23 protein-coding genes are annotated in these 26,440 nt (G+C 39.9%); 18 read left to right on the top strand and 5 right to left on the bottom strand.

Annotation, left to right across the window (positions count from 1 at the left end; genetic code table 11):
• Positions 1 to 30: 30 nt before the first annotated feature.
• The 10 genes from AC59HZ_RS26280 (at position 31) to AC59HZ_RS26235 (ending at position 10,061) form a co-directional block, all read left to right on the top strand.
• The gene (locus AC59HZ_RS26280) at positions 31 to 2,103 is read left to right on the top strand and encodes a sigma-70 family RNA polymerase sigma factor (RefSeq protein ID WP_496548713.1); all 2,073 of its coding nucleotides are present in this window, start codon (positions 31 to 33) and stop codon (positions 2,101 to 2,103) included.
• A gap of 116 nt (positions 2,104 to 2,219) precedes the next feature.
• Positions 2,220 to 2,615, top strand: a complete 396-nt coding sequence (locus AC59HZ_RS26275; protein ID WP_496548712.1) for a VOC family protein — start codon at positions 2,220 to 2,222, stop codon at positions 2,613 to 2,615.
• Positions 2,616 to 2,728: 113 nt separating this feature from the next.
• Positions 2,729 to 3,226 (top strand): YehS family protein, encoded by a 498-nt coding sequence (locus AC59HZ_RS26270; RefSeq protein WP_496548711.1) that lies wholly within the window; start codon positions 2,729 to 2,731, stop codon positions 3,224 to 3,226.
• A gap of 13 nt (positions 3,227 to 3,239) precedes the next feature.
• On the top strand, positions 3,240 to 3,947 hold the full coding sequence (locus AC59HZ_RS26265) for a M48 family metallopeptidase (RefSeq protein ID WP_496548710.1): 708 nt from the start codon (positions 3,240 to 3,242) through the stop codon (positions 3,945 to 3,947).
• 348 nt (positions 3,948 to 4,295) lie between these two features.
• Positions 4,296 to 5,072, top strand: a complete 777-nt coding sequence (locus AC59HZ_RS26260; protein ID WP_496548709.1) for a transporter substrate-binding domain-containing protein — start codon at positions 4,296 to 4,298, stop codon at positions 5,070 to 5,072.
• 63 nt (positions 5,073 to 5,135) lie between these two features.
• Positions 5,136 to 5,780 carry an amino acid ABC transporter permease gene (locus AC59HZ_RS26255; RefSeq protein ID WP_289986307.1) on the top strand — a complete coding sequence of 215 codons (645 nt, stop codon included), beginning with the start codon at positions 5,136 to 5,138 and terminating at the stop codon, positions 5,778 to 5,780.
• Positions 5,777 to 6,505: an amino acid ABC transporter ATP-binding protein gene (locus AC59HZ_RS26250; RefSeq protein WP_496548708.1), complete on the top strand. Its 729-nt coding sequence runs from the start codon at positions 5,777 to 5,779 to the stop codon at positions 6,503 to 6,505. The genes AC59HZ_RS26255 and AC59HZ_RS26250 overlap by 4 nt, the downstream gene beginning before the upstream one ends.
• A gap of 110 nt (positions 6,506 to 6,615) precedes the next feature.
• Positions 6,616 to 8,061, top strand: a complete 1,446-nt coding sequence (locus tag AC59HZ_RS26245; RefSeq protein WP_496548707.1) for an HD-GYP domain-containing protein — start codon at positions 6,616 to 6,618, stop codon at positions 8,059 to 8,061.
• A 138-nt stretch (positions 8,062 to 8,199) separates the two neighbouring features.
• Positions 8,200 to 9,402: an MFS transporter gene (locus AC59HZ_RS26240; RefSeq protein ID WP_496548738.1), complete on the top strand. Its 1,203-nt coding sequence runs from the start codon at positions 8,200 to 8,202 to the stop codon at positions 9,400 to 9,402.
• A gap of 53 nt (positions 9,403 to 9,455) precedes the next feature.
• The gene (locus tag AC59HZ_RS26235) at positions 9,456 to 10,061 is read left to right on the top strand and encodes a methyltransferase (RefSeq protein WP_496548706.1); all 606 of its coding nucleotides are present in this window, start codon (positions 9,456 to 9,458) and stop codon (positions 10,059 to 10,061) included.
• A gap of 35 nt (positions 10,062 to 10,096) precedes the next feature.
• Here the strand turns inward: AC59HZ_RS26235 and AC59HZ_RS26230 are convergent, their stop codons facing one another.
• Positions 10,097 to 10,672 carry a hypothetical protein gene (locus tag AC59HZ_RS26230; RefSeq protein ID WP_496548705.1) on the bottom strand — a complete coding sequence of 192 codons (576 nt, stop codon included), beginning with the start codon at positions 10,670 to 10,672 and terminating at the stop codon, positions 10,097 to 10,099.
• A 319-nt stretch (positions 10,673 to 10,991) separates the two neighbouring features.
• Between AC59HZ_RS26230 and AC59HZ_RS26225 the strand changes: the two genes are divergently transcribed.
• The 4 genes from AC59HZ_RS26225 to AC59HZ_RS26210 are packed head-to-tail and all read left to right on the top strand — an operon-like array spanning position 10,992 to position 15,215.
• Entirely contained in the window at positions 10,992 to 12,977 is a 1,986-nt protein-coding gene (locus AC59HZ_RS26225) for a GAF domain-containing sensor histidine kinase (RefSeq protein ID WP_496548704.1), read from the top strand.
• Complete coding sequence (locus AC59HZ_RS26220) at positions 12,974 to 13,642, top strand: response regulator transcription factor (RefSeq protein ID WP_496548703.1); 669 nt, start codon at positions 12,974 to 12,976, stop codon at positions 13,640 to 13,642. The genes AC59HZ_RS26225 and AC59HZ_RS26220 overlap by 4 nt, the downstream gene beginning before the upstream one ends.
• Positions 13,643 to 13,656: 14 nt before the next feature.
• A complete protein-coding gene (locus AC59HZ_RS26215) occupies positions 13,657 to 14,211 on the top strand; it encodes a histidine phosphatase family protein (protein ID WP_496548702.1) in 555 nt (184 codons plus the stop codon).
• On the top strand, positions 14,190 to 15,215 hold the full coding sequence (locus AC59HZ_RS26210) for a DUF418 domain-containing protein (RefSeq protein ID WP_496548701.1): 1,026 nt from the start codon (positions 14,190 to 14,192) through the stop codon (positions 15,213 to 15,215). The genes AC59HZ_RS26215 and AC59HZ_RS26210 overlap by 22 nt, the downstream gene beginning before the upstream one ends.
• Before the next feature lie 29 nt (positions 15,216 to 15,244).
• Here the strand turns inward: AC59HZ_RS26210 and AC59HZ_RS26205 are convergent, their stop codons facing one another.
• Positions 15,245 to 16,501 carry an ATP-binding protein gene (locus AC59HZ_RS26205; RefSeq protein ID WP_496548700.1) on the bottom strand — a complete coding sequence of 419 codons (1,257 nt, stop codon included), beginning with the start codon at positions 16,499 to 16,501 and terminating at the stop codon, positions 15,245 to 15,247.
• 244 nt (positions 16,502 to 16,745) lie between these two features.
• Here AC59HZ_RS26205 and AC59HZ_RS26200 point away from each other — a divergent pair, with 244 nt between their 5' ends.
• Positions 16,746 to 18,206, top strand: a complete 1,461-nt coding sequence (locus tag AC59HZ_RS26200; protein ID WP_496548699.1) for a PAS domain-containing sensor histidine kinase — start codon at positions 16,746 to 16,748, stop codon at positions 18,204 to 18,206.
• 55 nt (positions 18,207 to 18,261) lie between these two features.
• Here AC59HZ_RS26200 and AC59HZ_RS26195 read toward each other — a convergent pair whose 3' ends face one another.
• Both AC59HZ_RS26195 and AC59HZ_RS26190 read right to left on the bottom strand, forming a co-directional pair.
• The gene (locus tag AC59HZ_RS26195; RefSeq protein ID WP_496548698.1) at positions 18,262 to 18,798 is read right to left on the bottom strand and encodes a ribonuclease H-like YkuK family protein; all 537 of its coding nucleotides are present in this window, start codon (positions 18,796 to 18,798) and stop codon (positions 18,262 to 18,264) included.
• A 102-nt stretch (positions 18,799 to 18,900) separates the two neighbouring features.
• Complete coding sequence (locus AC59HZ_RS26190; RefSeq protein WP_496548697.1) at positions 18,901 to 19,404, bottom strand: DinB family protein; 504 nt, start codon at positions 19,402 to 19,404, stop codon at positions 18,901 to 18,903.
• Between the two features lie 308 nt (positions 19,405 to 19,712).
• On the opposite strand from AC59HZ_RS26190, the gene AC59HZ_RS26185 reads away from it, so the two are divergent.
• Positions 19,713 to 22,100: a M14 family zinc carboxypeptidase gene (locus tag AC59HZ_RS26185; protein WP_496548696.1), complete on the top strand. Its 2,388-nt coding sequence runs from the start codon at positions 19,713 to 19,715 to the stop codon at positions 22,098 to 22,100.
• A gap of 105 nt (positions 22,101 to 22,205) precedes the next feature.
• Here AC59HZ_RS26185 and AC59HZ_RS26180 read toward each other — a convergent pair whose 3' ends face one another.
• Positions 22,206 to 24,602 (bottom strand): M14 family metallopeptidase, encoded by a 2,397-nt coding sequence (locus tag AC59HZ_RS26180; RefSeq protein WP_496548695.1) that lies wholly within the window; start codon positions 24,600 to 24,602, stop codon positions 22,206 to 22,208.
• Between the two features lie 517 nt (positions 24,603 to 25,119).
• Here AC59HZ_RS26180 and AC59HZ_RS26175 point away from each other — a divergent pair.
• Positions 25,120 to 25,290: a hypothetical protein gene (locus AC59HZ_RS26175; RefSeq protein ID WP_496548694.1), complete on the top strand. Its 171-nt coding sequence runs from the start codon at positions 25,120 to 25,122 to the stop codon at positions 25,288 to 25,290.
• 148 nt (positions 25,291 to 25,438) lie between these two features.
• Positions 25,439 to 26,365 carry a phosphotransferase family protein gene (locus tag AC59HZ_RS26170; RefSeq protein ID WP_496548693.1) on the top strand — a complete coding sequence of 309 codons (927 nt, stop codon included), beginning with the start codon at positions 25,439 to 25,441 and terminating at the stop codon, positions 26,363 to 26,365.
• Positions 26,366 to 26,440: the final 75 nt, after the last annotated feature.

The raw sequence follows: 26,440 nt of genomic DNA, 5'->3' as shown, positions 1-26,440 counted from the left end.
AAGAGAATTTTAGGGGGGAGGAACACATTTATGATCGCAGCAAAAATAGATCCCATTTCAATCACTCCGATAAGAGAAAAAGGTGTGGGAACCATTGTTGAGTGGTTCGATCAGCATAAACATTCGTTCTATACTCTGGGGTGGTCCTATCTTAAAAATCAGCGGGAAATGGAAGAGCTTTTTTACCGGTCTATAATAAAAGTCCACAAAGAGCTGCCGCGATTTAAAGGGGAAACGTCATTCGAAACATGGGTTACCTCCATTTTTATTCATGAATGCCGGGAGCTTTCTAATAATAGTAGTTTAAAAGCTTCAGAGGAAAGTGAACAACATAAGGATTTATTTAAAGCGCTTGATCAATTGAAAGGGTACGAGAAAGAAGCGGTTGTCCTTACATATGTAAAAGGAATCTCTCAGGAGGAAGCGGCACATCTTCTCCAAGTTTCAGTGGAAAAGATGAAAGAGCTTTTGTTTTCCGGAATTCAGTCCCTTAGAAAAGAACTGGAGTATGGGTCATCCTTTAATGGCTGTAAGGAGTATCATAAGGATTACATCGATTACTTAGAAAGAACCATGGATCGATCGAAAAGAATTGATTTAGAGATACATATTTATCATTGTCAAGACTGTCAGAAGGATTTGGGTACCTTTCAGGATACTATGTTAACCATGTTAAATCTTTCTGAAAGGATGGAGGATTTCCATGTGCCATCTGATTTCATGGAGAACGTTAAAGCTAGGCTGGCAGAAAAGGAAAAGAACAGACAACAGAAGAACAAGAAACATAAAAGAATGGGCATTGTTCTTGCAAGTTTTTTGGCATTATTAATGGGTATAGAAGTTTTTACAGGGTTTTTTACCAACCTCTACTATACATGGACAGAAGAAGATCAAGAGCTGCGTGCCTTTCTGCAACAGGACCTGGGTGAAAGGCTGAACCTGGAAGCGGAAAGCAATGGAGTGAAAATTACAATCAAGAGTGCGATTACTGATGATGTTCAGACACTTGTTTTTTATGAAATAGAGGATATAGCTAAAGATAATCAATATGTGATAGAGTCTCAAGAAGGTATGTTTGTGGAGAACGAACATGAAATCATGAGTAGTGAAACATATCCAAGGTACTATCCTCCTGACCTTAAATCGAAAGAAAATAATAAAGGAAAGAATGTGTATCATGGAAAGATTGGTCTGCTGCCACTCAAATCGGATAAAGGGACAATCAAACTTAAGATCACTAAGCTTCAGAAATTGAATCGTGATTCCTCTGACCGGAATGGTTTAAGGGCTTACGAAATTATGGAAAATAAAACAGGGGAGTGGAACTTCGAGATCCCTGTAACAAAACAGCCCTCGATCGAATATGCATTGGATGAAAAAACAGAAATTGAGGGAATCCCGGTTCGATTTGATAAACTAACCATTGCTCCAACAGCGACGATTCTGCAATATGCAATTAATAATGAACGGGCAGGGAAGCGGATAGACGTTCTTAATTTTGACAATCTAGAAGTGAACAATAAAAAAATGAAAGATGATATGTATGGCAGCCCTTTTATGGATTCACAGCAAGACATGAATTGGACTACGCTTCAAACACATTTTGACCCTTTTATTGGAGAAAAACCGAAAGAGATAACTGTTCAATTTGAATCAGTTAATTTAATGTTTGAAGATCCAAAAACCATCGATCTGGATGCTGCTAAGAAGTATCCTCAAACCTTTGAATATGCAGGCAGTACAATTTCCATCGACAAGGTGGAAGTGGGACAGCCTTCCATTGTTGTTATAAGCAATCATGAAATTCAGAATCGAGCGTATGAGGCGCTTAACTTCAATATTTTGAGTGAGGATGAAAATAATCTTAGTTCAATGGAGATGAATTCTGAAGGAGTGCTCGTTGATAAAAACGGGGTGGAATACGATAACAATACGCCTGTCCCATACGATGAAATCGAACAGCCCCGTCATTTCTTAACAGTTCAAAGCATGAAGTTACAGGGTAACAACGATGGAGAGAAAGTGATTCCTAAAAGGCTCGAGATTTATGGATATAATACAACAAAATATTTGGATGATGTTGTGAAGATTTCGTTGGAATAACATTAAGTTAAAATATAATTGAATATTTTTACAAATTTTTTACGATAATAGAGAGGAAATTGAAAGCGGGCATTGAATAATTTAAGAGAATTTTTTGTTAAAAATGGGAGGTAATTATGGGGAGATTAGTTCATTTTGAAGTCCATGTGAGTGACATGGAACGAGCAAAGAAGTTTTACGGAGAGGTATTCGGATGGTCATTTCAAGATTGGAGTGATTATGCGGGTATGCCTTACTTTGGAGCCGTGACTGGCGATGAAAATCAACCTGGAGTCAATGGTGCATTGATGCAGCGTCAAAGTGCTCCGCCAGAACCAAATCAAGCGCTAAATGGTTATGCGTGTACAATGGGTGTGGAAAACTACGATGTAACGGAATCTAAAATTCTGGAGAATGGCGGCACGGTAGCGATGCCTAAGTACGCCTTGCCTGGAATGGCGTGGCAAGGATACTATATTGATACCGAAGGAAATGTATTTGGGATTCATCAGCCAGATGCGAATGCGAAATAGAATTTTTTCATAAGCATCGATCCTTTCATTTGCTGGATTGCACCCAGATAGCTTGATATAATAGTGCCTGTTGCCTTGGGTGACAGGCACTATTTTAAAATCGGAGGTCTATTGTGGATAATAACGATATATTAATTCGCTTGAGATATGCGCTGGAAATAAAAAATAAAGAAATGGCAGAGATATTTAAGCTTGGCGGCATGGATGTAACAGTTCCAGAAGTGATAAAGATTCTTTCAAAACAAGATGAAGATGAACCGGAAAACGACGATCAAATCAAATGTAATAACAGTATGTTCGATTCCTTTTTAAATGGCTTTGTTATTTTTAAAAGAGGAAAACAAGAACCCAAACCAGGACAGCCTGATACACCCGTACAGGTGTCACCAAAGAGCGTAAATGTTAATAATCTCCTGTTAAAGAAAGTAAAAATAGCTTTATCGTTAACTACTGAGGATATGCTGGATATATTCGAAAATGCAGGAATCACAGTGTCAAAAGGAGAACTCGGCGCTTTATTAAGGAAAGAAGGACATAAGAATTATAAAGAGTGCGGAGATAAATTTGCTAGGAATTTCTTGAAAGGTCTAGCTATTAAATACAGGGGATAAGTGCATTAAAGTTATGATTCATACCTACTCTGGTAAGACGATACGTTTTGAGATAAAGTACAAAAACCGAACCTCTATAGGTATTATGATAGATAGTTATGGAAATGTGGAAGTCCAAGCTCCAAAAGGGACCCCAGATGAAAGGGTACTTCAGTTATTAGAGGATAATTGGGATCTCATTCAGCAAAAATTAAAAGAATTGAAAGATAGGCTGCAAGGACCACAGAAAAAGGTCTATGAGCCTGGTGAGAGTTTTCTTTATTTAGGGAACACCTATCCGATACAGATTTTTCAGGAGAAAAATATCGAGCAGGACTATGTGGTGTTTGAAGGTGATAAGTTACATATATATGTAAAGCAGCTTGAAGATGAGAAAATAAAACATGCTTTGAAGCGCTTCTATTATCAGCAGTGTAAAGCCTTAGTAGAGAAGAGTATCACTCGGTATCAAAGTAATTTTAAAACAAAGCCGCGTTCTATACGTATCACGGATAGCAAAACTGCTTGGGGAACCTGTGATTCAAGGCAGCAGTTAACCTTTAATTGGAGGCTGGCAATGGCACCGCAGAAGGTAATCGACTATGTAGTCGTACACGAAATGTGTCACATGGTCCATCTGAATCACGATCGCTCATTCTGGCGCCTTGTTGGGAAAATCATGCCTGAATATAAGGAACAAGAAAACTGGTTAACATTATCAAACTGGAAAATGACCGTTTAGATTACCGGGATAAGTTTCAGACTAATGTACGATGTGGTTTGTAGAGCAGTATCTGAAATGAAACAATGAAATAGAAAACAAATGCCCTATTACATAAAAAGTAGTAGGGCATTTAATTTAACAATATTATTCAAAATTTACTTTGTATTCAAATCAATATTTGTAAAACCTCTTAAAATATAGTATCGACAATGGTGCAGAATGCCCATATTATATTTATTTGCTAAAGAGAATTTATATTCCGATAATTTATACTTTTTAAATGATTATTAACTATGCTATATTAGTAAGGTAAATTCAATATATTCTGCTAAAAAGAATAATCAAAAAAATATAGGGGTGACTTAAATGAAGAAATTGGGTTTATTAAGCTTGTTTCTGATTCTATCAATCTTTATTGCTGCTTGTGGAAGCAGTGATACATCAGGTGAGAAAGAAGAAAAAGGCGGCGGCAAAGTATATAAAGTTGGTGTCGATACAACTTATCCTCCGTTTGAATTTAAAGAAGGTAACGATTATAAAGGAATTGATATTGATTTAATCAATGCGATTGCGAAAAACCAAGGCTTTAAAATTGAACTTTCTCCAATGGATTTTGGCGGAATTATTCCAGCTATGCAAGCAAATCAATTAGACGTTGCCATTGCTGGTATGAGTATTACGGATGAAAGAAAGAAAGTAGTTGACTTCTCAACACCGTATTTTGATGCAGGATTAACAGTGGTTGTTAAAAAAGATAATTCAACTATTAAATCTGTTGATAACCTAAAAGGCAAAACTGTTGCTGTTAAAAAAGGAACAACTGGTGCGAAATATGCACAGGATAATGCAGCAAAGCTAGGAATCAATGTTGTTCAATTTAACGACAGCCCAGCAATGTTCCAAGAAGTATCAAACGGAAATGCTGATGCACTTATTGAAGATTACCCAGTAATCTCTTATGCTATTGCCCAAAAAGACCTTGGCTTAAAAATCGTTGGTGACCGCTTAAATGGAGACCAATATGGAATTGCCGTATTAAAAGGACAAAATCAAGATCTTTTGAAAAAAATTGATAAAGGTCTTGCTGAGCTGAAGAAGGATGGAACTTACGATAAAATCATTAAAACTTATCTTGGTGAATAATAGATTAGCCAAACTTAAGGCGCGCGAACCTGCGCGCTTTCTTTTTGAAAGGGGATGATTAGGATGGATATAATTTCAGCAGCATTGCCTATATTATTAAAAGGGCTTCAAGTAACCCTCTATATATTTGTAATAGCTATTATTCTAGGTTTTTTAATTGGTTTGGTTGTGGCCTTATTACGATTAGCCCCAATAAAGATTTTGAACTGGATTGCAAAGATATATGTTGACGCGATTCGCGGAACACCATTTATTGTTCAATTGTTCTTTATATATTTCGGTGTCAATTCCCTTCATATAGTGTCATTGAATAGTACAACAGCTGGGATTATCACGGTTGCCATCAATGCAGGGGCATATTTTGCTGAGATCATTCGCGCTGGTATTCAGTCAATTGATAAGGGGCAAACGGAAGCCGCAAGATCGATTGGTTTTACAGCCTCCCAAACCATGCGCTATGTCGTGCTTCCACAGGCTTTTAGAAGAATGCTTCCTACCATTACGAACCAGTCTATTATTAGCTTAAAGGATACGTCTCTTTTATCTGTTATCGGGATAGCAGATTTAACACAACAAGGACAAATTCAGGCATCGGCTACTTTTGAAGCGTTTAAAATTTGGTTGGCAGTCGGTGTGATTTATTTTATCATTATCTATTTACTAACCATTCTTGCTAATTTCATCGAAAGGAGGATTCAGCTTCGATGAGTATTATCACTGTTAAAAACTTAAGAAAATCGTTTGGAAAAGTAGAGGTTTTAAAAGATATTAATGCTGCAGTCCAAGAAAAAGAGGTAGTTTGTGTAATCGGACCTTCCGGATCGGGAAAAAGTACCTTCCTCCGCTGTTTAAATCGCCTTGAAGAGATTTCAGGCGGCGAGGTGGTTATTAACGGACATGATATCACGGATTCGAAAATCAATATTAATAAAGTAAGGCAAGAGGTTGGGATGGTTTTTCAGCAGTTCAATCTCTTCCCGCATAAATCGGTGTTAGAAAATATCACGATGGGTCCAATTAAAATCCTTGGAATGGAGAAAGCAGAAGCGGAAAAAATGGCCCTTGAGCTGCTGAGTAAAGTTGGCCTGCGTGAAAAGGCAAACAGCTATCCGGGGGAACTTTCCGGGGGACAAAAACAGCGTGTTGCAATAGCAAGAGCATTGGCTATGAATCCGAAAATCATGCTATTTGACGAGCCAACCTCTGCGCTAGACCCAGAAATGGTTGGAGATGTTTTGGAGGTCATGAAACAGCTCGCAAAAGAAGGCATGACCATGGTGGTTGTTACCCATGAGATGGGATTTGCTAGAGAAGTTGGCGATCGAGTCATTTTCATGGATGGAGGATATATTGTAGAAGAAAATGAACCAAATGAAATATTTAGTAACCCTCAGCATGAGCGTACCAAGGCGTTTTTAAGTAAAGTGCTTTAAAGATGAATAATGAATATTTTCAAAAAAACCCAGTCATTTGACTGGGTTTTAGTTTTAATTAGAGTGCTGCAGCATATGATTGAATATCTATTCGTTTTTGGAGGATGGTTATGAAGTCTTACAGCTTTCTGTGGCCTTTGATTGCTGCGTCATTTCCCTATTTAATATTTGAAGCTTTTCATCAAGGCATATTAAAGGATGAAGTTTTCCGGGTGCCGAGGGGGCATTTTTATATCGTCAGTCTCGTATCACTTCTAGCAAGTATTATTGCAATTGCTGTTGGGATTGCCGGTGTGAGAATCCGCAATATAAAAGTTAGTTTTCTATCACTCTCTTTCTTCTCTCTTGGGATTATGTTTTCGATTCATGGCCTGGCAACTCCGGATTTCTTTCTCGAAGACTACCATTTGCCTGCCATTGCAGCCCAATTAAGCTTGTTATTGGCAAGTGTTTGGATATGGTTGTCTTCGCTGCCTTCGGACAACCCTCTAGTAACTTTTTTAGCAAAACGGCAGCGATGGCTGCTTCCATTATGGACTCCAGTTTTAGTCATTTTCTCGATCATCGGGTTCCTGAATCCTCATCTTACCCATGTTATTCCATTACATGTAATGCCGTTAAATTTGATTTTGACGATTGTCATACTGTTATTAAATGGCGCGGCAGCTTATCGCTATTATCAATCCTATTTATTTACACGATTTCCGTTACAATTATCGATTGTATATAGTTCCGGCTGGTTCATAGCCTCGCAGCTTATTATGGTAAGAGGGACTGAATGGAACCTAAGCTGGTGGATCTATCATTTCTTATTACTCGCCTCGATGATTGTTATGATTACCGGACTCATCAAACAGTATGGCGTAAAAGGGACTCTAGCGGAATCAATTCGCTCCCTCTATACAACCGACCCTTTCGAACGAGTGATGAACAGTATTGGACAAAGTGTCAAAGCCTTGGTGAATGCTACTGAAAAAAAGGATCTCTATACAGTAGGCCATACCTTCAGGGTTACCTTGTATGCGTTGCAGCTTGCAGAAGAACTCGGATTGAAACCGGAACAGCTGCGCGCGGTTGCACAGGGGGGGCTTGTTCATGATGTAGGAAAAATTAGTGTCCCCGATGCAATTTTAAATAAACCTGGGAAGCTAGAGCCAGACGAAAGGGCTATTATCGAAAAGCACCCTTTAGATGGCTACGAGATTTGCAGGGAGCTTGGCTTTATGATGGAAGAGCTAGGAATTATCCGTTCCCATCATGAAAAATGGGATGGAAGCGGTTATCCGGATCAATTAAAAGGAGAAGACATACACTTCTTTGCTAGAATTATGGCTGTTGCTGATGTCTATGATGCGCTCACCTCAGAACGTTCTTACCGTAAAGCGTGGCCCCATTCGAAGGCGATGGAATTTTTAATTGAAAACAAGGGCGCCCATTTTGACCCGATTTGTGTAGATGCTTGGGAAAAGCTTTGTTTGCGAAGTCCATCTGTTTATCAATATCCAGCGCAGGTAATCAAGGATGAATTGGCTATCCGCCAGATTTCATCATTATAAATAAAAACGGCATGACTCCGAAACAAGAGGAATCATGCCGTTTTTTCTTTGGGAAGGGGCAGTATTGCTAATTCATTGAAATATGTTCACTATAGGAGTAAGGTGAAAATGAAACATATTATTGAGAGAAGGGTTTTTGTGAATAAGCTGCAACAGGGGACAACGGCATTTCGGAAAGCAAATCTTGCCCTTTTTGCCGGGGGATTTATTACATTTTCCATTCTTTATGACGTACAGCCGCTTATGCCGATTTTTTCAAAAGAGTTTGGGGTGCGGGCTGCCACGGGAAGTCTAACGTTATCAGTCACTACATTTACCCTCGCAGTATTCATGCTGATTACCAGTTCATTTTCTGAGGCATGGGGACGAAAGATTATCATGGTGGCTTCATTAGTTTTGTCCTCTCTCATTGTTATTTTTACGGCTTTTAGCCCCGATTTTGGGTCGTTACTGGCATTCCGTGTACTTCAAGGGGTTGTTCTTGCCGGCCTTCCCGCCATTGCGATGGCCTATCTTGGAGAAGAAGTCGAACCAAATAGTTTGGGTACAGCAATGGGACTATATATTAGCGGCAATTCCATCGGAGGAATGGCTGGGAGAATTATTACAGGCTCAGTGACGGACTTTTTTTCGTGGCGGATTGCCATGGGCAGCATCGGTGTCATCAGCCTATTGCTAAGTATCTGGTTTTGGCTGAATTTGCCGGAATCTCGAAATTTTAAACCAAAACCTTTGAATTTAAAGGGTTTATTTGTTTCTTTGTTTCGTCATTTGAGGGATCCTGCTTTATTATGCTTATTTGGAATTGCGTTTATCTTAATGGGTAGCTTTGTTACCTTATTTAATTATATTGGCTTTCAATTGCTGGAGCCGCCTTATCAGTTAAGCCAGACTATTATTGGATGGATTTTTATCGTTTATTTAACAGGTACCTTCAGTTCAACTTGGATGGGACGATTATCCGATTCGCTCGGACGCCGCAAAGTCCTTTGGATTGGACTTTTGATTATGCTATCAGGTGCGGTATTAACCCTGGGTGAACCCTTAGTATTAAAAGTAATCGGGATTGCCATTTTTACCTTTGGTTTTTTCGGCGCTCATTCCATTGCCTCAAGCTGGGTCGGACTAAGAGCGAAAACGGAAAAAGCACAGGCTTCCTCGCTTTATTTATTTTTTTACTACAGTGGTTCAAGTATAGCAGGGTCGGCCGGAGGATTTTTCTGGGCTCAATATGGCTGGGGTGGAGTTATTAGTTTTATCATTATCCTGCTTCTTTGCGCTTTCCCATTATCCGTTAAGCTTTCTTCAGTTTCATCGAAAGCCTTACGAGTGAAAAATTAGGAACATACATTTCCATAGCAATCAGCCTAATCATGCATACACAGGAGTCAACTATGAAAGAACATTATTACGACAAATTGTTTAATATTAAAACGAAGGGATATCCAAAGGATGTCCACAAATCCTTACATTATCATCGTTATGAACCAACTCCGTATAGTGCATTAGAGGTGCTTTTTCATCATTACAAATTAAAAAGCAGCGATTATATTGTGGACTTTGGCTGTGGAAAAGGGCGATTGAATTTTTTCATTCATTATTTATTTCATGCCCATGTACTCGGGGTTGAGTTGGACGAATCACTTTTTCAAGATGCGATTGAAAATCGAAAAAGTTATGCAAGGAAACATAACGGAATGGATCAAATTCACTTTGTTTGCTGCCTAGCTGAGGAATACCAGATTAATTCATCAGAAAATCGGTTTTATTTTTTTAATCCATTTTCGATTCAAGTTTTCCGGAATATTATCAACAATATTTTGCGGTCTGTGGAAGAAGCAGTGCGTGATGTGGAAATAGTTTTATATTATCCTTCTGAGGATTATATATATTTTTTAGAAAACCAAACGGCTTTTGAAATGATGCAGGAAATTAAATTGCCTCATGTTTATGAACATAATCCCAATGAAAGATTTTTAATCTATCGATTGGAATATTAAGTGAAAAGCCCCCATGCTTTTGGGGGCTTTTCGCTTTAATTAACGCTTGCATTAGATGTTGTTTTGTCTGTCTGTGCTGTTATGTTTTTGTACTTTCCTGTAAAAATGGTATAGCCCATCGCAACATAAGTCAGTCCCCAGAAGAAGGCAAACCAGTCACCGAGGAACGGAATTCCTAACGACAGCAGCATTAAAGCAAAAATCATGATATACCAGCGCGGAAAGACCTTGGCGCGAAAGGTAACAATCATTAGGATGAGTGTGCCTAGTATTAGTCCAGGATAGGTGAGCGATTCCGCGATATTAACGAACGTCCCCGGTTTCGGTAAATGTCCAAAGGCGAAGAAGCCATAAAAGCCGCTTGCTAATATGATATTGCCGACTGAAAGAAGGATGGCCGCAATAAAACCGAAAACCCCTGTTTGTTTCGATTGTGCTAAAAAGAGATTAATCGAACTAACCCCCATTAAAATACTGGCAATCAAGGCGAAGGTTATTTCCTGCTTGCTGTCCCCGCCAAAAATTAGTCCTGACGGTGTCATCCCCATTCTTGCAATTCCTGCCAAAATACAAATTAAGCCTAGCCACTTAACCACTTTTTCTAACGTCATTTTTCCCAGCTCCCTTATGTTTCTTATTTACATGTCAATCATAACAAGCGGCTATTCCTATTTACGAGGGCAGCCCATACCTAAATAGATGGGGAACTTTTATAGGTAGAATCGGGAAACGACGCTATACAGTAAGGGTCAGTCGTTGCTATAATTTCCCTATATGTTAAAAGGGGATGGTAGAGGACTGTTGCGAAAAAGGAAGGATCTTAAATTACTGCTCTTGCAATCATTCGTTTTCTTGTTTAGCGTTTTTACGATTGTTTTTTTCTTGAATAACATCCCTCAATATTTCGAAATACTTCGTTTGGAGTGTGTGTTGGACACATGCAGTTCACTGGCACCCGCGCCGCCTACAACGTTAGAGAAATTAGCAGTCTATCACTTAACGCCGGAAACCTACTCCTTATGGTTTGTCATCATAGAAAGTACATTCGCGTTTCTTTTTTATCTCGCCGCTTCGCTTATTTATTTAAAAAATAAGCGAGGTGGGATGGGACTTCTTGCCGTTATTGCCCTTGTGGCTTACGGAACCACGTTCACTTCACTTATCTATATGGGATCTGAGGGAGGCGTATTGGCATGGGCACCAGAGGTAATTGCGGGGATCGGAAGGATATCTTTATTTCTCTTTTTGCTGCTTTTTCCCAATGGCAGGCTTGTCCCGCGCTGGACACTGTTTGTGTTTGTTCCATTTTGCGTCTTCCAAATTATTAGCTTAATGATGCCAGGGACAAAGTTCGATCTGTTGAACTGGTCGAATATGGCAAGACTTATCTACTATTTGCTTATGATTGCAGTCACTATTTTCTCGCAGATTTTTCGTTATCGAAAGGTTTCCGGCTCAGTGGAACAGCAGCAAACAAAATGGGTTGTTTACGGGGTTGCCATTTCTTTCATTGGATCGATTATTCTCAGCGGTTTTTTTGTTTACCCCATTTTTGCAGAAAATCCTGTTTCCTATATTTATTTAAGCGCTTCGTTGTATGCGGTTGTGGCGATTATTCCGTTGACATTGGTGCTGGCAATCTTAAGGCACCGTTTGTGGGATATTGACCCGCTTGTGAACCGTACTATTTTATATGGTGCTTTGTCCCTATCTATTATTCTTCTATATTCGGGATTAGTCATGTATTTAAGCAGTTTATTTAAAACAGAAGGAAGTTTTATCATTTCCCTTATTTCTACCGCGGTAGTTGCTGTTCTTTTTTCACCTTTAAAAGAAAGGCTGCAGCGGATTGTGAATCGGCTGATGAAGGGGAGACATGATGATCCTTATGCAGTGCTGAAGGAATTGGGCGACCATCTCAGCAAGCCATTAGCACCTGAGGAGGTTCTTCAAGTTGTGTCGGAGACAGTCAAAGATGCCCTAAAGCTCCCCTTTGTTGGTATTTCGATAAAGGTGAATGGGGAAGAAAAAATGGCTGCCTCATCGGGAGCTGCAGCGTTTGATGTACACTATTTTCCCATCGTTCATGGCGGTGAGGAGTTGGGGCTTCTGACGGTATCAAGCCGATCGGCTGAAGAAGTCTTCACGGCAGAGGATTTGAGGCTGATGGACGTCATGCTCCGCCAGGCCGGACCGATAGTTCAAACGGTAAAAATGACATGGGGGATGCGGGTGCTCGCAACTGATTTGCAGACATCCAGAGAGAGGCTGGTTTTCGCGCGTGAAGAAGAACGTCTGCAAATAAGGAGAAATCTGCATGATGACCTTGCCCCGAAACTACTTTCATTATCCTTTAATGTGGCAGCGGCTGAGCAGTATGTGAAAAAGAATCCGGATAAGACGCTTGAGCTGCTGGGCGATCTAAGAAATGTTATCAGGACGACTGTAAGTGAAATTCGCACGATGGTTCATGATTTACGGCCTCCAACTTTAGATGAATTTGGTTTAATTGGTTCCATTCAAGCTAGAATCGATGAAATGAAAAAATCGTCAGTTCCATTGATGGTGAGTTTCAGTGCTCCTGCCCCAATGCCTTTGTTACCGGCCGCTGTTGAGGTTGCGGCTTACCGAATCATTACTGAAGCTCTGGTTAATGTAGTCAAGCATGCCAAGGCAGCCGAATGCGCGGTGTTGATTAGCGTGATTTCAGAAAAAGATTTGGAGATTGAGGTAATCGATGATGGGATTGGTCTGCCCAACCATATTAAACCGTCTGGCAGTGGAGGGATCGGCTTGAAATCGATTAGGGAGAGGACTTCCGAGCTTGGGGGTTATTGTTTTATTGAAAAAATAGATACAGGCGGGACGCGGGTTAAAGCCCTGCTTCCATTTTTACAAGGGGAGGAACTAAGATGAGAATTTTATTGGCGGATGATCACCCGTTATTTCGCAGCGGAGTCCGAAATCTCATTCAAACAACTGAAGATTTGGAAGTGATTGGAGAAGCAGCGACTGGTGATGAAGCAGTCGAAATGGCTTTGAAGCTTAAGCCTGATGTGGTAGTCATGGATATTCGCATGCCCGGTTTAAACGGGATCGAGGCGACGAGGGTCATTAAAGAACAACTGCCGGAAATGAAAATATTAATTGTCACGATGCTAAAGAATGATAAGTCGGTATTCACGGCAATGAAAATAGGAGCAAGGGGCTATTGTTTAAAGGATGCTGGCGAAATGGAGCTCATGCAGGCGATTCGGATGGTGGGAAATGGAGGTGCCGTATTTAGTTCAGATATTGCAGAACGGATGATGAACTATTTTTCGATGCCGGAGAAAAAAGAAGTTCTGAATCCTGCGCTTAGTGAGTTAACCGGCAGGGAGATCGAAGTGCTGGAGCAGATTGCACAGGGATATACGAACACCCAAATTGGTGCACAGCTGCATTTAAGCACGAAAACGGTGGCTAACCATATTTCCAACATTCTCAATAAACTGCAGGTGGCAGACCGGTACGAAGCAAAGAGGCTCTACAATGCATCGATGAATTCAGTGGAATCTCAAGATGGGGAAGATGAGTTTTAAGGGGGGAATTGGGAATGAAAAGCATTTATGTTATTAGGCATTGTGAGGCAGAGGGACAGCAACTGGAGGCGCTGTTAACGGCAAAAGGGGTGCAACAAGCCGAGACATTAGCGAGATTTCTTGCAAATAAGGATATTGAACGAATCATCTCGAGTCCCTTTGTCCGGGCTATTCAATCGATACAGCCTTTAGCAACCCTGAAAGAAATGAAACTTGAGCTCGATGAACGGTTATCTGAGAGGATATTGAGCGCCCTAAATCTGCCTGATTGGCTTGAAAAGCTAAAGGAAACCTTTGATGACCTGGAGTTAAAATTTGATGGCGGGGAGTCAAGCAGGGAAGCGATGAACCGTGTGGTAAGTGTGGTCGAGGACATTCAGAAGGGTGAGGCGGAAAATACCCTCATCGTGACCCATGGGAATTTAATGTCGTTACTCTTAAAGAACTTCGAGACAGACTTTGGTTTTGAGGAGTGGCGAAATTTAAGTAACCCAGACGTGTTTCTTTTACAGTTTTTGGACAATAATGAAGTGACAGTTGAACGATTATGGGTGTCAGATACCGTTTAGGAAGGAATGCGATGGATATAAGTAATCGGATTGATACGCTGGATTATTTACGAGGTTTTGCCCTTATGGGAATTATCCTCGTCAATATTATTCCTTTGCTTTCAGTAAGACCGCCGGAACCTGGTTCACTGGATGCCTTGTATTGGAGGTTTCTCTATTTGTTTGTGGAGGGCCGTTTTTACACCATCTTTACCTTTTTGTTTGGCGTCGGGTTTTATCTTTTTATCAGCAGGGCCTATGCGAAAGGAAAAAATGGTTATGCTTTGTTTCTGCGAAGGATCCTCGCATTGTTTATTTTTGGCCTAATCCATGTACAGTTTCAGCAAGGGGAAGCTTTATCCATTTATGCTATTTGCGGCTTGTTTATTTTGCCTTTCTATAAAGCAAATAAAATCGTTAACCTTGTGTTCGGAACCGTCATGCTGATTGTATTAAGTATTTTTTCGAACAAAATTTTCATGGTTGTTCCACTAATGCTATTAGGAATCGCTGCCGGACAGTTTCAGATGTTTGAAAGGATTTCTCATCGTTTGAAAATGGCCGTTATTTTTACTAGCATTTTGTTTGTCTTAAGTGGTTTAGGATTGATCTATCAGTATCAGCATATGCCGGTAATGACGGCTGCGAATAACCTCGAGGTGCAAAGGTTCTTCAATATTGGAATCACAATCGGTCCAATTGTCTCAGCTTTTTATATTGGAGTATTCATTTTGCTATTGCAAATTCCAATTATGCGAAAGGTTCTCTCTCCTTTAAAAAGCTATGGCAGGACGGCGCTGACGAACTATGTTTCGCAAACAGCCTTTATTTTGCTTGCTGGGGAGATTTTTGATTTATCTAACCGAATCACATATGTTCAGTCTTTTTTTCTGTGCTTGGCTATTTATATTATCCAGTTTATTTTCAGCACCTTATGGCTGTGTTTTTTCCGATTCGGCCCGTTCGAGTGGATTTGGCGGATGATGACGTACCTTCAAGTACCCCCAATACGGATAAAAGAATGAGGCTAGTTTCTTTTTTAATAGAAACTGCCTCATTTTTTTTCATGCAGTAATGGAAAAACAATTTTGACAACCGTGCCTTTATCGATTTCACTTTCATATTCTATTGATCCGTTTAGTTCACGGATGATTTTGTTGGTAACCATACTGCCTAAGCCAGTGCCTTTTGACTTTGTTGTATAAAAGGGGAGGCCGATCATCTTTAACTGTTCAGGTGTCATGCCCTTCCCGTTGTCTATAATTCTAATCTCAACCAGGTTTTTGAGAGGATCTCTATTTAAATTGATATGAACGGTACCTTTTTTAGATATAGACTCTATCCCATTTTTTATCACATTCATGAGGGACTGCTTTAAATGGTGTTCATCTCCTTGCACATAATATTTTCCTTTATTTTCATAGTCAAGGATGACATTTGAATAGGAAGCAAGGGGTCTCATTAATTGGACACAGTCACTTATGACATCATTTAGTGAAATGACCGAAAGCTGAAAGGGTTCTGGCTTTGCCAGTTTTAAATAGTTTGTAATAATGCTGTTGGTTCGGTCTAGCTCTTCCATAATTAAGGGGGAGAATTTTTTAAATTGTTCATCCTTGGTATCTGTACTTAAATATTGGATAAATCCTCTGACTGTTGAAAGCGGATTTCTAATTTCATGTGCAATGGATGCCGTCAATTGTCCAATCATTGTTAATTTGTCGAGATAAACCATCTCCTCGAACTGCTTGTTTATTTTTATCAAGTGTTCAATCACATAAATTAAGGCAACGGTGGTTAAATAAAAGGCAATAAAGTAAACAAGATAAAATGCCAGGTCTAATAAATGGACATTAAAGTAAAGAATCGTGATATACACAATAAAATAACAAAATATGACAAGGGACCCTGCTGTAACTTTTGACTGTGCTTTAAGAAAAATGCTTCTAAGTAAAATGGCACTTACGAATGAGGCAATCGAAACAATGATTCCAATGAAATGGAATTTCCCTCCGATAATATACCGTAAAATGCAGACACATATTAGAACTATGCTCCCTGGAACCCATCCCCCATATAGAGTGAGGATGATAATTGCACACATTCTTAAATCAAAATGGGTTTCCCCTAAAGTTTCGATAGGATAAAACATACAAAAAAGGGCACCAAATGAACCGATTAAACCCAAAATGAATTGTTGCTTAATGGTAAGAGGAGTCTTCGTTTGGAACGGAAAAAATAGGTTTGCGTTAAAAGTAAAAGAAAATAAAATCGTAATGTTCACTAACAGTGGTTTGATTAAAGTAATCAAGAAACATCCTCCGTGTTATTAATAGACACATTTCCAATCTTATCCTTCCCTGAAACAAAAATAAATTTCCCTAGTAGAAAACAAAAATGACAATGTACGCCTGCAGTGGACAAAATTGGTTGAAATGTCTTTTTGTGGTGCCTGACACCGTATATAATAGTCAAAAATTTCTCTTTTCTTTATCGTATAATTCTGTAAAATGGATATGATGAGTGAGAATAATTGATTGTTTGGGGAGATCTCTATGTCGAAGAGTTTTCAGATATTTGGCGAAGCAAATGAATCTGTCATCTATAATCCTGATGAGTTAATCGATCTTTTTCTTGATTGTACAGTCGATGGAATTTGTTTAGTCGATATGGACAATCGTTTTATTCGTGTAAACCGGATGTATACCAATATATTTGGTTATACGGAGGAAGAAATCATCGGGAAGAGATTTACGGAATTCCCGAATCCTGACATAGTGATCGAAATAATAGAGGCTGTCAAACTCGGTAAAGCTTTTCATAATATCATAACACAGCGTTTTCATAAAGATGGAAGTGTTCTTGATATCGCTGTATCCTATTCACCTTTTCGAAATTCAAATGGAGATATAATCGCGATAATGGCCATTTACCGTGATATTACAGATCGCCTGAATACTGAAAGGGAATTGAAAAGAACGCGGGAGCTATATAAACTAATTACTGAAAACACCTCAGATATGATCAAGGTTTATACGAAAGAAAAAAAAATTCTTTATGCTTCCCCTTCTCATGAGAAAGGGATTGGGTTTACTCCAAAGCAATTAGTTGGAAAGAATGTATATGATATTATCTTTCCTGAGGATAAAGAATATTTTGAAAGCGTAGTTCAAAACTTGATCGATACTGGAGAACCACAGCTGTTTCAAATAAGGATTAAAACCGGTGATAACGATGTAATTTATTCTGAAACGAATATTTCACCGATTTATAACGAGCAAAAAGAAATTGATTCATTTGTGGCAGTTGGAAGAAACATAACAGACAGGGTAAAAAATGACGATGCTCTTCGTAATTTAGACCGACTATCGATCATTGGCCAGCTCGCTGCAGGTGTGGCACACGAAATTCGCAATCCTTTAACCTCATTAAAAGGCTTTTCAAAACTATTGAAAAGTACGAGTGAGAAGAGTAAGCAAGAGAACTACTTATCTATTATTATGAACGAACTAGACCGAATTGATATGATTGTAAATGAGTTTATGTCCTTAGCAAAACCGCAGGCCATTCAATTTGAAAAGGAAAATTTAATAGGGATTTTAGATAGTACGATTAATGTTCTACACCCGCAGGCTTTACTGCATAATGTTCAAATCAAAAAAGCGTATCCACTGGATGATATTGAGTTACTTTGCAGTCCGCACCAATTAAAGCAAGTATTTGTCAATTTCCTTAAGAATGCCATTGAGTCGATGCCAAACGGAGGAAATGTACATATTAATATCCAAAAAATAGAGGACAAAAGGGTACTTGTTAGTTTTAGGGATGAAGGTGTTGGGATCGATACAGAGCTCATGGGTTTTCTAGGAACTCCTTTTTATACTACAAAGGATAAGGGAATCGGGCTTGGACTAACCGTCAGCAACAAAATTATACAGGAACATAACGGTATAATGAAAATCGATAGCCAGCCCGGTGTTGGCACTATAGTTAAAGTAGAATTAGAGTGTATATAATAAAGGGTGTCAGGCACCGCCCGTGGACAATTGTCCATTTGCGGTGTCTGACACCTTATTTAGTGTACCTATTCGCATAGCTGGAGGCAACGAAGGCGTCCGGTTTGATCTTGGGTTCAACTCCCATAGATTCGATTCGCGTAACCATTTCTTTTACAAATTCACTGGTTTTGTTACGTTTGCCGGCACCTATATCGATATGACCTTCTATAGTAAATGTAGCCCCTTGATAAAGATAGGGGAGGACAATGCTAATCAATTCATTTTTTCTATCTTCCGTAAACATGGACACAATCTCTTCTGTTAACGAAAGTTCGAGAGAAATCCTTTCATGTAAATGCGTCATTTTCCTTGGTACAATCACCTTTCTAATGCACGCCCACACGCCATGTCCCTCATTTTGAATCACGATGCCAGTAATAAATATGGTCGTGGATCTATGAACTTGTGAATCTGTGCCGACCATTAAACGGTAGTTCCCATTTGGGTTTATCTTCATGAACTCGACAATCCGTTCAAAGACCTGTTCAAACGACATCCCATTCTCCTGAAGATTTTGAAACGAATGATGATAAGCTTGGGAATTTTTCATTTAAAGCACCACATCTTTCCCTTCCAATCAGAAAGTTTTGTTTCGGTTCTTATTCCTATCATATGGGAAGGAATTTATAGTCGTGCAGCCTGACACCATAAATCAAAGAATTTGCGATTTGATTTCGTTGATTTGTTCGATATGCCGTTGTTCGTGTAAATAGATAAGTTCAATCCATTGAATAAGGGGGAGTTCGCCAAAGAGAGGATGCTTCGCTGATTTATCGCGCAAAATGGAATCGTTCTCAATCTTATTTAAAACGTTTAGCAGCATCGTTCTCGATTCCTTAAGCATATTGAGGATGTGGTGAATTTCAAAGGATTCTTCACTAGGTATGACGAAACTTGGTGCGTCAACTTTACTTGTTCGATCGGAAATACGATCGATTGATTTTGGTTCGATCTTTGGGCTGTCCTTTTGTTTCAGAGCATAATTAATCCCATGTACAAATGATTTTTCTGCTAAATAAAGGTGATGGCATACTTGAGCCACGCTCCAAGAATCACTTCGTAAAACAGTATTCAATTCTTCAAAACTTAATGTAGTAATTTCATCTAATAACTGTTTCCTCGTTTCCACTACGTTTCCATAAATGATTTGATTCATAAGCAAACTCCCCTCAATTATTAAATGTCCATATAGATTCCCTACTGTGTTATATTCGCCTGCTTAGAAAATATTCCTTTTAATATGGTGTCAGGCACCATTTATGGACATTTGTGCGTAGACGGTGGACGTAAGGTTTATTATCACTGGCCGTGATGATGGCATATTTACATATGTCCTTGTACCTAAAAATTTTCCTTATTTGTACAGGGAGTTAGTAGGATGCTATATTTTGGAATTATTACTATAATAATACAAGTGATAAAAATACATTCTTCATTATAAAAATACATATAGGGGGGTTAATCATGAAGAAGAACACTAAGAAAAAAGCTGCTGCCAGTATTTTGGCTGTTAGTTTAATTACAATGGTTCCTTGGTCAACAGGTTTTGCTGAGGGCCCAAAATGGACAAACGTCAATACATACGAAGAACAGGATGGCAGCAAGTTTAATAGTGAGAACTATGATTTTGTGAAGTTCTCACAAATTGGTACAAAATTAAATGAAATTGCAAAACAATCTAATAGAATTAAAGTTGAAGTCCGTGGAAAGTCAGCGGATGGGCACCCACTATATGTTGTCACGATTGCAGATCCAACTACACAAGGTAAGTTTGGCAAAATCCAAGCACTTAGAAAGCAGATGTTTAAAAATCCAGGGAAGGCCCAGGATTGGATTGCTGCAAATCCAGACTTTAAGGTTCCTATTATGATTAATGGCTCCATTCATGGGACTGAATTTGTAGGAAGCGATGCGGTTCTGCAATTAATAGAGCGTTTTGCAACACAAAATGACCAGGAAACAAAGGGAATTTTGGAAAATAATATTCTCATTTTTAATGTTGTGCAAAACCCTGATGGACGTGTTAATGCCACTCGTTTTAACGGTGAAGGGATCGATTTGAACCGTGACTTTATCACACAGTCACAGCCGGAAACGAAGGAAACAGTAGGGCTTATTAAAGAGTGGAATCCGATGGTATTCCTAGATACCCATGGATATGTAAAGAATTACGCACCAAACCGTCAGGGATTAATTGAGCCTTGTACACCCCCGCATAATCCAAACTATGAGTACGACCTATATAACAAGTGGGCTTATCAGCAGGCAGAGGCAATGGAAGCCAATATCATGGAGGATAAAACAGATTTTAAAGGGGATCTCTACAAAAGCATGGAAGGTGTTTACGTTCCACAACGTGATGATGCGGCCGGCTGGGATGATTATCCGCCAATCTTTACACCAATGTATGCAATGTACCATGGTGCCTATGGTCATACGCTAGAAGCGCCAACTAATGACTTGGATGGTGTCCTCTGGCAGTATAATGCCATTATGGGTGCTCTAAAGTTTGCAACCGCAAATAAACAAGCAATGATTTCGGACCAAATTGAAATGTTTAAACGCGGCATCAATTTTGACCATCCTTTCCATCCAGATGGATTCTTCCCGAAAGCTTATATCCTGCCAGTTGATGAAAAGGACCCTACAGTAACTGATAAAGCTGTTAACCACTTACTAAACAACGATATCGAAGTGGTCCAAGCTGTCAAAGCATTCGAAGCTGATGGAAAAACTTATCCTAAAGGAACGTATATTGTAAAAATGGACCAAGCAAAAGCAGGGTTGGCCAATACAATGCTTTGGGATGGAGAAGACATTACAAACGATACACCAGCCATGTATGATATCTCGGCATGGAGCCTGCCAGAACTTTGGGGCTTTGAAGCGGTGCCAACACAAAATTCGGTCGATGTGACATCAACTAAAGTAAATCAGGTGACAGAACAAGGTGCTGTTACCGGTAAGGGCCCATATATAATCCCAAATAGCTCCGTTAAAGCCGTTAATCTAGTAAATACATTGCTTCAACAAGGTGTTGCTGTAAAACGTGACCAACACGGTAATTTCTACACAGAAGCTGCAGCAAATAAAATCTCTGCCGCGGTGAAAGCGTCAGGTTTACAGGTGGGTTCAACAGCTAGCATTCCAGTGGATGCATCCACACTTACCAATTTAAAAGTGGCCATTTTGAAAGACGGCGGTATGGGGAAACAGCAATCCCACAGCGGAACAAAGCTTGCACTAAAACGACTTGGTTTCCAGGTGACAGAGGTCACACCGGTTGAGGCTGCAGAAAATGGCTTGAATGGTTTCGATGTTTTTGTATATAGCGGTACAGAGAGTTTAATTTCTACGAACCTATCAGCAGCGAACAAAGAATTTGGTTTCCAAAATGCCGGCCAACTAGATTCCTTTAAAGCTAATCTTAATAATTTTATGAATGCTGGTGGTAAGTACATTGCGGTTGGTGCAGGGGCTTCAAGAGCAACGTTCACACTCGGGCTTACCGATGACACGATAAAGTCTGGCGGGTCTAACTCTAACGGAATTGTAAAGGTTAACTATGATGGTTCTGGTTTAACCGCTGGTTATGGGCAGAATGACCTTGGTTTCGTATATCGTCCAGTCTGGTATACCGGAACAGATAATGATGAAGTTGCAGCAACTTTGGCAGATTCAGACGATTTCTTTATGGCAGGACACTGGCAAAACAATAGTACTGCAAAAGGTCAGGCAATAATGGTAAAAGAGAAAAATAAAGACGTTACCTTGATTGGTTTAGAAGCAGGCTTCCGTGATCACACCGATTACCTATTCCGCCTGTTATCAAATGCGGTTTTTGAAAAATAAAACGTTATCGTTTATGTAAAAGCCCGGTTCAGCTGAGAATCGGGTTTTTACTTTTTTGATATGATAAAAAGGTTGACCACAAAAGGCCAACCTCCCAATCTATTATTACTTTATTGTTAAGGTTATAGAGTTAAAGTTATTTCCTTTGCTAAATGGATTGTAATTTTTTTCAATGTTTCCGGCTGCATCAACTGCAAACCAATTAATGGTAGTGGTTTTATCGACTTTCAACTTTTCCGCATTTTCACGGATTCCACTTAACTTGATTTTTTCTGATTCAAAAGTTGGACGGCTGCCGTCGAGTGTATAGTATATAGTTGCTGCCTCACTCGTTTCAAAGCTGACCTCAACTGGACCGGAGAATTTTCCGTTGCCAGGCACGGCTTTTGAGGAAGGCGGCTGGTGATCTTTCGAATTGTTGTAAGCTACTTTTATCATGCCTATTAAACCGTTGGCAAACTCCATGGCTTCTTCATGACCTTCTGAAAATGCAGGCTGGAATCCCACTGCTTCCCATCTTTGCCTATCTTTATTCCATAAATCTGCTCCGACTTCAAAATCCCAGGCATAAATGCCTTTTGCATACCATAGGTAGTCGGCAGAGTTGCCAGCTGCAGAGTATAGAACATCTGGTACTGGTCCTGTACGGCTTGGGAGAATGACTGTGCCCCTGTGGTCCTGAATATTGTTAAGAATAGTATCGGATGCTGTCCAATAGAAGGCTTCTTCACCTGCAGTCGGACGCGGCAGCGTTGTACGATTTGCATCATAAGCACCTGGTGACCACATAAAATATCCGCCATAGCTATGAATATTCATCGCGAATTTGATGTTTGAAAACTTATCAGCGAGCCAGACTATATTTTTAGCTTCTGGTTCGGAGTTTTCTGCTGGTCCAGCGTAAGTGGTGCTTCGGCATTGTGATGTTGATGCGCCAATAAACCCATCAAAAGCAGATCCGATTGAGTGGTTACGGTTTAGGTCAACGCCCCAAGAATTTCGGTAACTTGGGTCAGACTCGGTTGGGCCACAATAATTGGTCATATTTTTTCGCTGCATATTGTAATCATAGAAGCTGTAATTTGCTCCGTCTGGATTTACCGTTGGTACAAGGAAAATATCCAGGTTATCAACGAGTTGCTTCGTTTCTCCATCATGGGCATAGTTTCGGAGCAGACGTTCAGCCGTTTCAATTGTCACGAGAGGTGTTACCCATTCACGGGCGTGCTCCTGAGCATACCCCAGCACACCTGGCTTTGAACCATCGCGATGTTTTCCAATACGGATTGCTTTTACTGTAAAAGGATCACGTGAAACGTTAGCAGGAGCTTTTAATCCGTCAGTTAACGCTGCGGTTGCAGGAGAAACCGTTTCTGCGCCAGCATTGCCGCGATATGTAGTTGCGGAAACGAGTTCTTTGGCATCAGCATTAAGGGCATCCACTACTTGTTTTGCTGTACTTGTAACTTTAGCGGAAGAGTCTGTAGCCAAATCCACTATAATCTTTTTACCTTCTATGGTTACTTTCAAAGCAGAGTCACTGGTTTTAGGATTTCGGAACTCTACTTTTATATCATTTCCGCCTTCATGGCCCCATGCTTTTGAGGTAACCACAACAGAAGTACCATTGGTGCTTCCTAATGTTGCTTGTGCCAGGCGGCGGTATCCGTTTGTTTTATTCGGCATGTCAATGATTTCTACTAAATCAGGAAATTCTTTTGCTAAATTATTAGCTCGCTCATAAAGCTCAGCAGGTGCCAGATAATGGTCGACAAAATCTTTGACATAGTGTTTCTTTGGATTTCCAGGCTTGTCCACACCTAGCCACTCGGTAAGGGAGCTCGTAGCGGATCCGCCAAGATTGCTTGTGATTTTTACAGATGATGGAATGGAGCTGACAGGTATTTCAAGCCAATGGTACATATATTCACCTAAGTCAACAAACCTTTCAAGGGTTGCTGATTTTTCAACTCCATTTTCTGTCCAGGTGGCTGTGAGAGCTGTACTTGCCGCAGCACCAGCACTTGTTTTTGCTTCAACGTATAGGAAGGTTTCAGATTGATTCGTGTAATGGTTTGCCCGAAGAATTTTAACAGAATCTTCAGCAGCTGTCAGATTAGCCTCCTGCTGTACGGCAGTCTGTCTCTCTGCTGTTCTAGCATTCCATTCTTTTTCTGTGATTAAGGTGTCCTTTACCTTGATTCCAAAGGTTTTTAACATGGCAAGCTCAGTTTGTGTAACAACGGCGTCTACTTCTAAAATTCCACTGTGTTCACTGGCCCTGTGAGCAAGGTCAATTCCAAGTTCTAGCAGCTTGTCCTTTGCTTTTTGATTAGGAACCTCCAATTGAACAATAGAGACAGATTCCTCTTTTGGCAGAGGCTGATCGGGCAGCCCGCTCGCCTGGGTCTTCGTGGTAAGACCAGGATATAGAGTCGTGAATCCTAGTCCGGTGATAGCGGACATGACCATTAGATTTCGTTTCCATTTCTTTTTAACCAAATACTTGCACCCCCAAAAATTTTCTCATCAAATTTTAATGTTACAAGCCTATTGTAAATTCAATATTCTGTATATTTTGTCAGAAATTTGGAATGCAAAAGTATATTCGTTTTACAAAAATTTCAGAAAACGAAATATTTCTAATGATTCTAGAATAGTATTTTAATAGGAATAAATCCCTATTATAAAAGTTTTATAAGGATTAATAAGTTTATGGGTATATTAATGGTTGTATACCAAGGGTTTATATTTCTATATATCTTTAAATAGTCATTAAGTATGGGATTTGTTATTTTTTATGTAGATTCTTGTAGAATTTCACAGTATTTTGGAAGCAATTTATTGAATAAGTGTGGCACATTTTTATGGAGAATCTAAAACCTTTAAAGGGCAGAGTACTTTTTTAATGTGTGGCATCACAATATTTACTTTAGTTACAAAAACAATTATATGCCTATCAATCTTTATGCCTGTTCAACATTAGATATAGAAACGAGATTTTTTTGGATAGGGATGGATGGAGATGGCGAAGAGGAACCGGGGGAAAACAATCAGCTACCTGCCTTCAAACGGCCGGGGGACATGCCCATTGTGTGGAAGAACAAGAATAAAGCTTCTGTACCCACACACAACAGAAGCAAACGAAAAAATCAAAGTCTGTAAAAACTGCCGTGAAAAAAAATATTAAACGGCATTACGGTGTCAGTTACCGCTCGTCGACATTGGTATTTGACACCGAATTTCTTCTACTTTGTGGTTTGTTTGATTGTTCCATCATATTATATTAATTTAAAGAATAGAATCGGAAGAAGATTAATATAAAAGGGGGACTGATTATGTACGATGATTGTGCATCCAGATTATCGGATAATGTTCTAAAATGGGTCATAGATTCAGTAAATCGGAAAGCAAAAGTACACTCTATCAGTCTGCTTAAAGGCGGTACGTCTTCAAGTGTTTACGGTCTATCACTTCATGGTGAACAAGGGTTCTCAGAGCTTGTTTTACGGTTAATCGACAATGAAGAATGGGTATTGGCAGAGCCAGATTTGGCCCTGCATGAAGCAGAGAGTCTACAAAGGGCAGGACGAACGGGCATTCAGACTCCTAAAATCGTTGCACATGATAAAACCGGTACCTCCTGTCGAGTGCCAGCCGTGCTGATGACGAGGCTTCGGGGCAGTGTGGACCTAAGTCCGGTGGACATGAATCGATGGCTGGACGGTCTTGCAGAAACGTTAGTTCAGATACACTCCGTGGACGCAGGGGACTTTCCATGGTCCTACAACACATACGTGGATATAAACTCCTTGGATATCCCCACTTGGACAAGCTGTCCGGGCTTATGGAAAAAGGCTATTAATATAGTAAAAGGACCTCGTCCCTACACTAAGCAGTGTTTCATTCATCGGGATTATCATCCGACAAACGTCTTGTGGGAAGGACATGAAGTCAGTGGTGTAGTCGATTGGGTAAATGCCTGCCGGGGTCCTGCAGGGATTGATGTTGGCCACTGCCGGTTGAATTTGGCTCTTTTATATGGCGGTCACATAGCGGATGCATTCTTGTCAGCATATCAAAGGCACGCCGGTTTCACAGGATTCAAATATGATCCATATTGGGACATCCTGTCTTTAATCGAAATACTCCCTGGACCTCCACAAGTATATACAGGCTGGACAGACTTCGGATTCAAGGGACTAACCGATGAAATAATGATCCAGCGCGCTGACCAATACATAAAAAGCTTGATGACAGTCTAGGTTGCGAAGCGTCCACCACAGGCGGACAAAAACGTGAAAATGTCTTTTAATGGTGCCTGACACCACCAACAACAA

The organism is Neobacillus sp. DZ-9 (assembly GCF_059587065.1).
The sequence above is the reverse complement of the archived record's forward strand: the minus strand, read 5'-3'. Positions and strand labels throughout refer to the sequence as shown.

Excerpts from the sequence above, each read along its gene's own strand:
- AC59HZ_RS26265 (WP_496548710.1), top strand. The coding sequence starts at position 3,240 with ATGATTCATACCTACTCTGGTAAGACGATACGTTTTGAGATAAAGTAC.
- AC59HZ_RS26200 (WP_496548699.1), top strand. The coding sequence starts at position 16,746 with ATGTCGAAGAGTTTTCAGATATTTGGCGAAGCAAATGAATCTGTCATC.
- AC59HZ_RS26215 (WP_496548702.1), top strand. The coding sequence starts at position 13,657 with ATGAAAAGCATTTATGTTATTAGGCATTGTGAGGCAGAGGGACAGCAA.
- AC59HZ_RS26260 (WP_496548709.1), top strand. The coding sequence starts at position 4,296 with ATGAAGAAATTGGGTTTATTAAGCTTGTTTCTGATTCTATCAATCTTT.
- AC59HZ_RS26170 (WP_496548693.1), top strand. The coding sequence starts at position 25,439 with ATGTACGATGATTGTGCATCCAGATTATCGGATAATGTTCTAAAATGG.
- AC59HZ_RS26185 (WP_496548696.1), top strand. The coding sequence starts at position 19,713 with ATGAAGAAGAACACTAAGAAAAAAGCTGCTGCCAGTATTTTGGCTGTT.
- AC59HZ_RS26190 (WP_496548697.1), bottom strand. The coding sequence starts at position 19,404 with ATGAATCAAATCATTTATGGAAACGTAGTGGAAACGAGGAAACAGTTA.
- AC59HZ_RS26235 (WP_496548706.1), top strand. The coding sequence starts at position 9,456 with ATGAAAGAACATTATTACGACAAATTGTTTAATATTAAAACGAAGGGA.
- AC59HZ_RS26220 (WP_496548703.1), top strand. The coding sequence starts at position 12,974 with ATGAGAATTTTATTGGCGGATGATCACCCGTTATTTCGCAGCGGAGTC.
- AC59HZ_RS26250 (WP_496548708.1), top strand. The coding sequence starts at position 5,777 with ATGAGTATTATCACTGTTAAAAACTTAAGAAAATCGTTTGGAAAAGTA.
- AC59HZ_RS26245 (WP_496548707.1), top strand. The coding sequence starts at position 6,616 with ATGAAGTCTTACAGCTTTCTGTGGCCTTTGATTGCTGCGTCATTTCCC.
- AC59HZ_RS26195 (WP_496548698.1), bottom strand. The coding sequence starts at position 18,798 with ATGAAAAATTCCCAAGCTTATCATCATTCGTTTCAAAATCTTCAGGAG.
- AC59HZ_RS26230 (WP_496548705.1), bottom strand. The coding sequence starts at position 10,672 with ATGACGTTAGAAAAAGTGGTTAAGTGGCTAGGCTTAATTTGTATTTTG.
- AC59HZ_RS26210 (WP_496548701.1), top strand. The coding sequence starts at position 14,190 with ATGGGTGTCAGATACCGTTTAGGAAGGAATGCGATGGATATAAGTAAT.
- AC59HZ_RS26280 (WP_496548713.1), top strand. The coding sequence starts at position 31 with ATGATCGCAGCAAAAATAGATCCCATTTCAATCACTCCGATAAGAGAA.
- AC59HZ_RS26275 (WP_496548712.1), top strand. The coding sequence starts at position 2,220 with ATGGGGAGATTAGTTCATTTTGAAGTCCATGTGAGTGACATGGAACGA.
- AC59HZ_RS26175 (WP_496548694.1), top strand. The coding sequence starts at position 25,120 with ATGGAGATGGCGAAGAGGAACCGGGGGAAAACAATCAGCTACCTGCCT.
- AC59HZ_RS26255 (WP_289986307.1), top strand. The coding sequence starts at position 5,136 with ATGGATATAATTTCAGCAGCATTGCCTATATTATTAAAAGGGCTTCAA.